This window comes from Candidatus Omnitrophota bacterium, assembly GCA_016209275.1.
Classification (GTDB): domain Bacteria; phylum Omnitrophota; class Gorgyraeia; order Aquiviventales; family Aquiviventaceae; genus JACQWM01.
Window position 1 is genome coordinate 1 of sequence record JACQWM010000037.1, and the last position, 5,451, is coordinate 5,451.

Genomic DNA, 5,451 nt, shown 5'->3' on the forward strand with positions numbered 1-5,451 from the left:
GCTCATGTATGGAGGCAAACACGCGTTATGCTGCTACGATGATCTCTCAAAACATGCGCAGGCCTATCGGCAGCTGTCGCTGCTGCTGCGCCGCCCGCCGGGACGCGAGGCGTACCCCGGCGATGTGTTTTATCTGCATTCACGGTTGCTGGAGCGCGCGGCGAAATTGCGCGACAACCTCGGCGGCGGCAGCCTCTCGGCACTCCCGGTGATTGAAACGCAAGCCGGCGATGTCTCCGCGTATATTCCAACCAACGTCATTTCCATCACCGACGGACAGATTTATCTTGAGGGCGATTTGTTCTACGCCGGCGTGCGTCCAGCGCTCAATGTGGGGCTGTCGGTGTCGCGCGTGGGCGGCAACGCGCAGACCAAGGCGATGAAAAAAGTGGCCGGCCGGCTGCGCCTGAGCCTGGCCCAGTATCGCGAGCTCGTGGCGTTCACCCAATTCGGCTCAGAGCTGGACAAATCGACCCAGGCCCAGCTCATCCGCGGGGAGCGGATGGTGGAAATCCTCAAGCAGGATCAGTACCAGCCGATGAGCCTCGCCCATCAAGTGGCCATCCTCTATAGCGCCGGGCAGGGGCATTTGGATGAGATCCCCAAAGACCGGGTGCAGGCGTTTGAAGCCGCGTTCCACGCATTTCTCGATGAGAAATACCCGGACGCGATCCATGAGATCACCACATCCAACGACCTCGCCGAGGCCATCGCCAAGCGCCTCGATGAGGCCACCGTCGCGTGCAAGCAGCAGTTTCTGGCAACCGCATAACACACCATGGCATCGCTTCGGCAGATTCGATCACGGCTCAGAAGCATCGGCAGCACGAAGCAGATCATGCGGGCGATGCAGCTCGTGTCGGCCTCGAAGCTCAAGCGCGCCCAGGGCCGCATGCTGCAAGCGCGCAGCATGGCGGAATTTCTCGATGAGCTGCTGCGGCGAGTCTTAGCCGCCACCGGCGAGATCAGCCACCCCCTCGTTGGGGACAGTCCCCTTCGGGGACAGTCCCCAAGCTTGCTGGTTGTTTTCTCCTCGGATGCGGGCTTATGCGGCGCCTATAACGCCAATCTGATTCAGCTCGCGGAAGCGACGCTCAAGCGCGACACGCTGAAGACGACGCAGCTCATCTTCATCGGCAAGAAGGCCCACCGCTATTTCACCAAGCGCGGCTACACCGCCGTCGAGTCATATCTGGATCTGGCAGGGCGGCCTGATCTGAAAAAAGCCGACGCGATCGCGCGCACAGTCATGGAGCGCTTCACGAGCGGCCAGGTCGGCTCAGTGCATTTGCTGTATGCGAAGTTCGTCTCCGCGACGACGTCAAAACCCACACTGCTCCAATGGTTGCCCATCGAACTTGGCCAGGCCACCCGGTCACCCGGTCACCCGGTCACCCCGTCGGAATACATCTTCGAGCCGTCGCCGCAGCGCGTGTTTGAGGATCTGCTGCCGCGATGGGCGCTGGCGAAGTTCCAGCTCATCATGCTGGAAGCCTTCACCGCCGAGCATTCTGCCCGGATGATCGCCATGAAAAACGCCACCGATAATGCTGAAGAGATCCTCAAATCCCTAACCCTGCAGCGCAACAAGATCCGCCAAGCGGCGATTACCAAAGAGCTCAGCGAGATCGTTGGCACCGCCGAAGCGCTAAAATAATAGCGTGTAAACACACCATGTGGAGTTGTAATGTCTGACAACATCGGAGCTGTGGTGCAAGTCATCGGGCCCAGCGTGGACATCCGGTTTGCGGCAGAGCATCTGCCGACGATCTTGAACGCGATCCGCATTGATGAGCCGGACAAGAATATCCACCTGACCCTGGAAGTCGCCCAGCATATCGGCAACAACACCGTGCGGTGCGTCGCCCTCGACTCCACCGACGGGCTGGTGCGCGGCATGAAGGCGCGCGATACCGGCGGGCCCATCACCGTGCCGGTGGGCAAGCAAACGCTTGGCCGCATCTTCAACCTCTTGGGCGAGCCGCTGGATGAGCGCGGCCCGGTGCCGGAGCCGAACAAGCGGGCACCCATTCATCGGGCACCCCCCTCATTTGAAGATCAGCTGCCAGTGCGCAACATTTTTGAAACCGGGATCAAAGTCATCGACCTGCTGGCGCCGTACCCCAAAGGCGGCAAGGTCGGGCTCTTCGGCGGGGCCGGGGTCGGCAAGACCGTGATCTTGCAAGAGCTCATCCGCAACATCGCCACCGAGCACGGCGGCGTCTCCGTGTTTGCCGGGGTTGGCGAGCGCACCCGCGAAGGCAACGACCTCTGGCTTGAGCTGAATCACTCCGGTGTGGTCAACAAAACTGCCCTCGTCTTCGGCCAGATGAATGAGCCGCCGGGAGCCCGGCTGCGCGTGGCCCTTTCTGCGCTGACGATGGCGGAATATTTCCGCGACGACAGCGGCCAGGACGTGCTGCTCTTTGTTGATAATATTTTTCGCTATATCCAAGCCGGCTCAGAAGTCTCAACCCTGCTCGGCCGCATGCCCTCGGCCGTCGGCTATCAGCCGAATCTGGGGACGGAGCTCGCCCAATTGCAGGAGCGGATCACCTCGACCAAGCGCGGCTCAATCACCTCGGTGCAGGCGATCTACGTGCCGGCGGATGATCTGACCGACCCGGCCCCGGCCACGACCTTTTCCCACCTGGATGCCACCACGGTGTTGTCGCGGCAAATCGCCGAGCTGGGGATTTATCCGGCGGTGGATCCGCTCGACTCGACCTCGCGCATTTTGGACCCGCACATCGTCGGCGAGGAGCATTATCAGGTGGCCCGCTCGGTGCAGCGCATTCTGCAGCGGTACAAGGAGCTGCGCGACATCATCGCCATCCTCGGGATGGATGAGCTGACCGACGATGATAAGACCGTGGTGTACCGCGCCCGCAAGATTCAGCGGTTTCTCTCGCAGCCGTTCTTCGTCGCCGAAACGTTCACAGGACAACCTGGCAAGTACGTTAAGCGCGAAGAAACGGTCAAGGGTTTTCAGCAGATCATCGACGGCAAGCTTGATGATGTGCCGGAGCAGGCGTTTTACATGAAGGGCGCAATCGAGGAAGTTTACGCCGAAGCTGAACGCATGAAATCCGCCGTCTAAACATGGCACAACGCATCAATCTACGCGTGCTGACCGCCGAAGGCGTGGCGATTGAGGATGAGGCGGTGTCCGTGATCGCGCCGGGCGAGCCAGGCTACGTGGGCATGCTGTGCCGCCACGCCCCGTTGGTCACGACATTGAAACCGGGAACGCTGCAGTGGCGCCCGACGGCAAGCCCGACGATATGGAAATCCGCCCGCATCGGCGCAGGGCTGCTTGAAATTTCCCTCAACCGCATGACGATTCTCACCGAAACTGTCCAGGGGGTGGGATGATCGGCGACCTGATTTCGGCCAGGCGGGATTGGATCTGGTATGCGCTGTGTCTCGTGGCGACCCCGTGGCTCTTTTCGTTGCTCGGATTAAGCCCCAGGCAAGTCTGGGCTGTCGCCGGTTTTTGCGTCATCCTCTACGGCGCCATTTTCTTCTGGCAAAACCGCTTGGCCTTCGCCGCCTTCGGCATCGCCTTGCTGCTGGCGAGCGGATTGCTGGATGTGCCCCATTTGGTGGAATTCGCCGGCCTGGACATCATCCTGTTTTTGATCGCGATGATGACCATCATCGGCTTTCTCGAGGAGAAGCATTTTTTTGAGTTCGTCATCGACCGGCTGCTGTTGATCGTCGGGCCGCATCCGAAGCGCATCATGGTCATCATGATGATCATGGCCTGCGTCTCAGCGGCTCTGGTGGATGAAGTGACCTCGATCCTCTTCATGGTGGCGGCGATGCTCAACCTGCTGGGCCGCGCGAAGATCAACCCCATCCCGTACGTCCTCATGATCGTCTTTACGACGAACATCGGCTCAAGCGCGACCGTGGTCGGCAACCCGGTCGGGGTGATCATCGCGCTGCGCAGCGGGTTGACGTTTTTGGACTTTTTGCGATGGGCGACCCCGATCACCATCGTCTGCTTTGCGGTGACGATCCCGATTTGCTTGAAGATGTTTGCCAAGGACATTAAGGCGCTGAAGCCCGTGCTCACCGGCAAGAAGGGCGAGCGAAAGCTTGAAGCAATCGTTGAAGCCGAGCATGTGACCCGTCGTGGCGTTCGAACAGCCGGCTGGCTCTTCGGCGTGGTCATCGTAGGCCTGGTACTTCATCACGCGCTGGAGTACGCGCTGCATTTGCCGAATAACACCATGCTCTTAGGGGTGGCCCTCCTTGGGGCTGGCGTCGCCTTGGCCTTAAGCGGAGACAAAGCGCGTTCACTCGTTGAGAAGCGGGTGGATTGGTGGACGCTGGTGTTTTTCCTGATGCTCTTTTCATCCGTCGGGACATTGAAACAAACAGGGGTGACGAGCGTCCTCGCTCAGCATATCATTGCGCTCTCCGGCGGCAACATTCCGATCCTGACCTCGTTGTTTGTCTGGTCCTCAGGGATACTGACCGCGGTCATGGATAATGTTTTGGCCGTCGCGACCTTTGTGCCGATCGTCGGCGATGTGGCTCAGCAGGGCCTGCAGACCTTCCCGCTGTGGTGGGCGATGCTCTTCGGCGGCACGCTCATGGGCAATGCCACGCTGATCGGCTCCACCGCCAACATCGTTGCCGCCGGCCTCTTGGAGCGCCGCGAACTTGGCACCATCACCTTCGCCCAGTGGCTCGCCCCGGGGATGTTGGTCGCGATCACCACGACGGTCGTGGCGAACCTGCTGCTGCTGGCCCAGCTTTCCCTCATGCCCCGCTGATCGCCACTCGCCACTGTCTGGTAGATCCGGTATCATAGAGCCTGCGAGGGCGGGTAGCTCAGTTGGTTAGAGCAGCGGATTTACATTCCGCAGGTCGGAGGTTCGAGCCCTCCTCCGCCCACGCGTTTAACGTTCCTGTTGACGAGTTCTCGTCGGGGAGCTAGGATAGTACCCCGTTTCATCAGCCACCAACACAGGGAGGCTCCATGGCAGAGCAGGGCGATCTTGGCAAGAGCTCGACGGGGATGCAGACCAATTTTGCGGCGCTCCTCTCCTATGTGCTGGGGATCATCACCGGGCTGGTCTTCTTCCTCGTGGAAAAGGACAGCAAGTTCGTGAAGTTTCACGCGATGCAGTCGATCTGCTTTTCGATCGCTCTCTTCGTGCTGACGTTCGTGCTAGCACTCATTCCGATCTTAGGGTGGCTGGCCCTGTTCGTGGTGCAGATCGGCGCACTCGTGCTGTGGATCATCTGCATGGTCAAAGCCTACCAAGGCCAATGGTACAAGCTTCCGGTCATCGGTGAGTTTGCCGCCAAGCAAGCCGGCGTCTGACCGTCCCATCGCGACTCTCTCATTTCCAGTCTTTGGGGACGTAGCTCAGTTGGTTAGAGCGATGGCTTGTCAAGCCATAGGTCGCGGGTTCGAGCCCCGTCGTCCCCGCC

General features: G+C 60.3%; 6 protein-coding genes and 2 tRNA genes. All 8 read left to right on the top strand.

The genetic code is table 11. From position 1 onward, the window contains the following. A partial coding sequence (locus HY737_05325; GenBank protein MBI4597805.1) for a F0F1 ATP synthase subunit alpha occupies positions 1–772 on the top strand: 772 nt, incomplete at its 5' end. Between the two features lie 6 nt (positions 773–778). Continuing rightward, the gene (gene atpG / locus HY737_05330) at positions 779–1,657 is read left to right on the top strand and encodes an ATP synthase F1 subunit gamma (GenBank protein ID MBI4597806.1); all 879 of its coding nucleotides are present in this window, start codon (positions 779–781) and stop codon (positions 1,655–1,657) included. Between the two features lie 30 nt (positions 1,658–1,687). Next, the gene (gene atpD, locus HY737_05335; GenBank protein MBI4597807.1) at positions 1,688–3,100 is read left to right on the top strand and encodes a F0F1 ATP synthase subunit beta; all 1,413 of its coding nucleotides are present in this window, start codon (positions 1,688–1,690) and stop codon (positions 3,098–3,100) included. Positions 3,101–3,102: 2 nt separating this feature from the next. Beyond that, positions 3,103–3,375: a hypothetical protein gene (locus HY737_05340; GenBank protein MBI4597808.1), complete on the top strand. Its 273-nt coding sequence runs from the start codon at positions 3,103–3,105 to the stop codon at positions 3,373–3,375. Next, positions 3,372–4,787, top strand: a complete 1,416-nt coding sequence (locus HY737_05345; GenBank protein ID MBI4597809.1) for a hypothetical protein — start codon at positions 3,372–3,374, stop codon at positions 4,785–4,787. The genes HY737_05340 and HY737_05345 overlap by 4 nt, the downstream gene beginning before the upstream one ends. 47 nt (positions 4,788–4,834) lie before the next feature. Then, positions 4,835–4,908 (top strand) — tRNA-Val (locus HY737_05350). An 85-nt stretch (positions 4,909–4,993) separates the two neighbouring features. Next, positions 4,994–5,341 (top strand): DUF4870 domain-containing protein, encoded by a 348-nt coding sequence (locus HY737_05355; protein ID MBI4597810.1) that lies wholly within the window; start codon positions 4,994–4,996, stop codon positions 5,339–5,341. A gap of 34 nt (positions 5,342–5,375) precedes the next feature. After that, a tRNA-Asp gene (locus HY737_05360) sits at positions 5,376–5,449 on the top strand. Positions 5,450–5,451 lie beyond the last annotated feature (2 nt).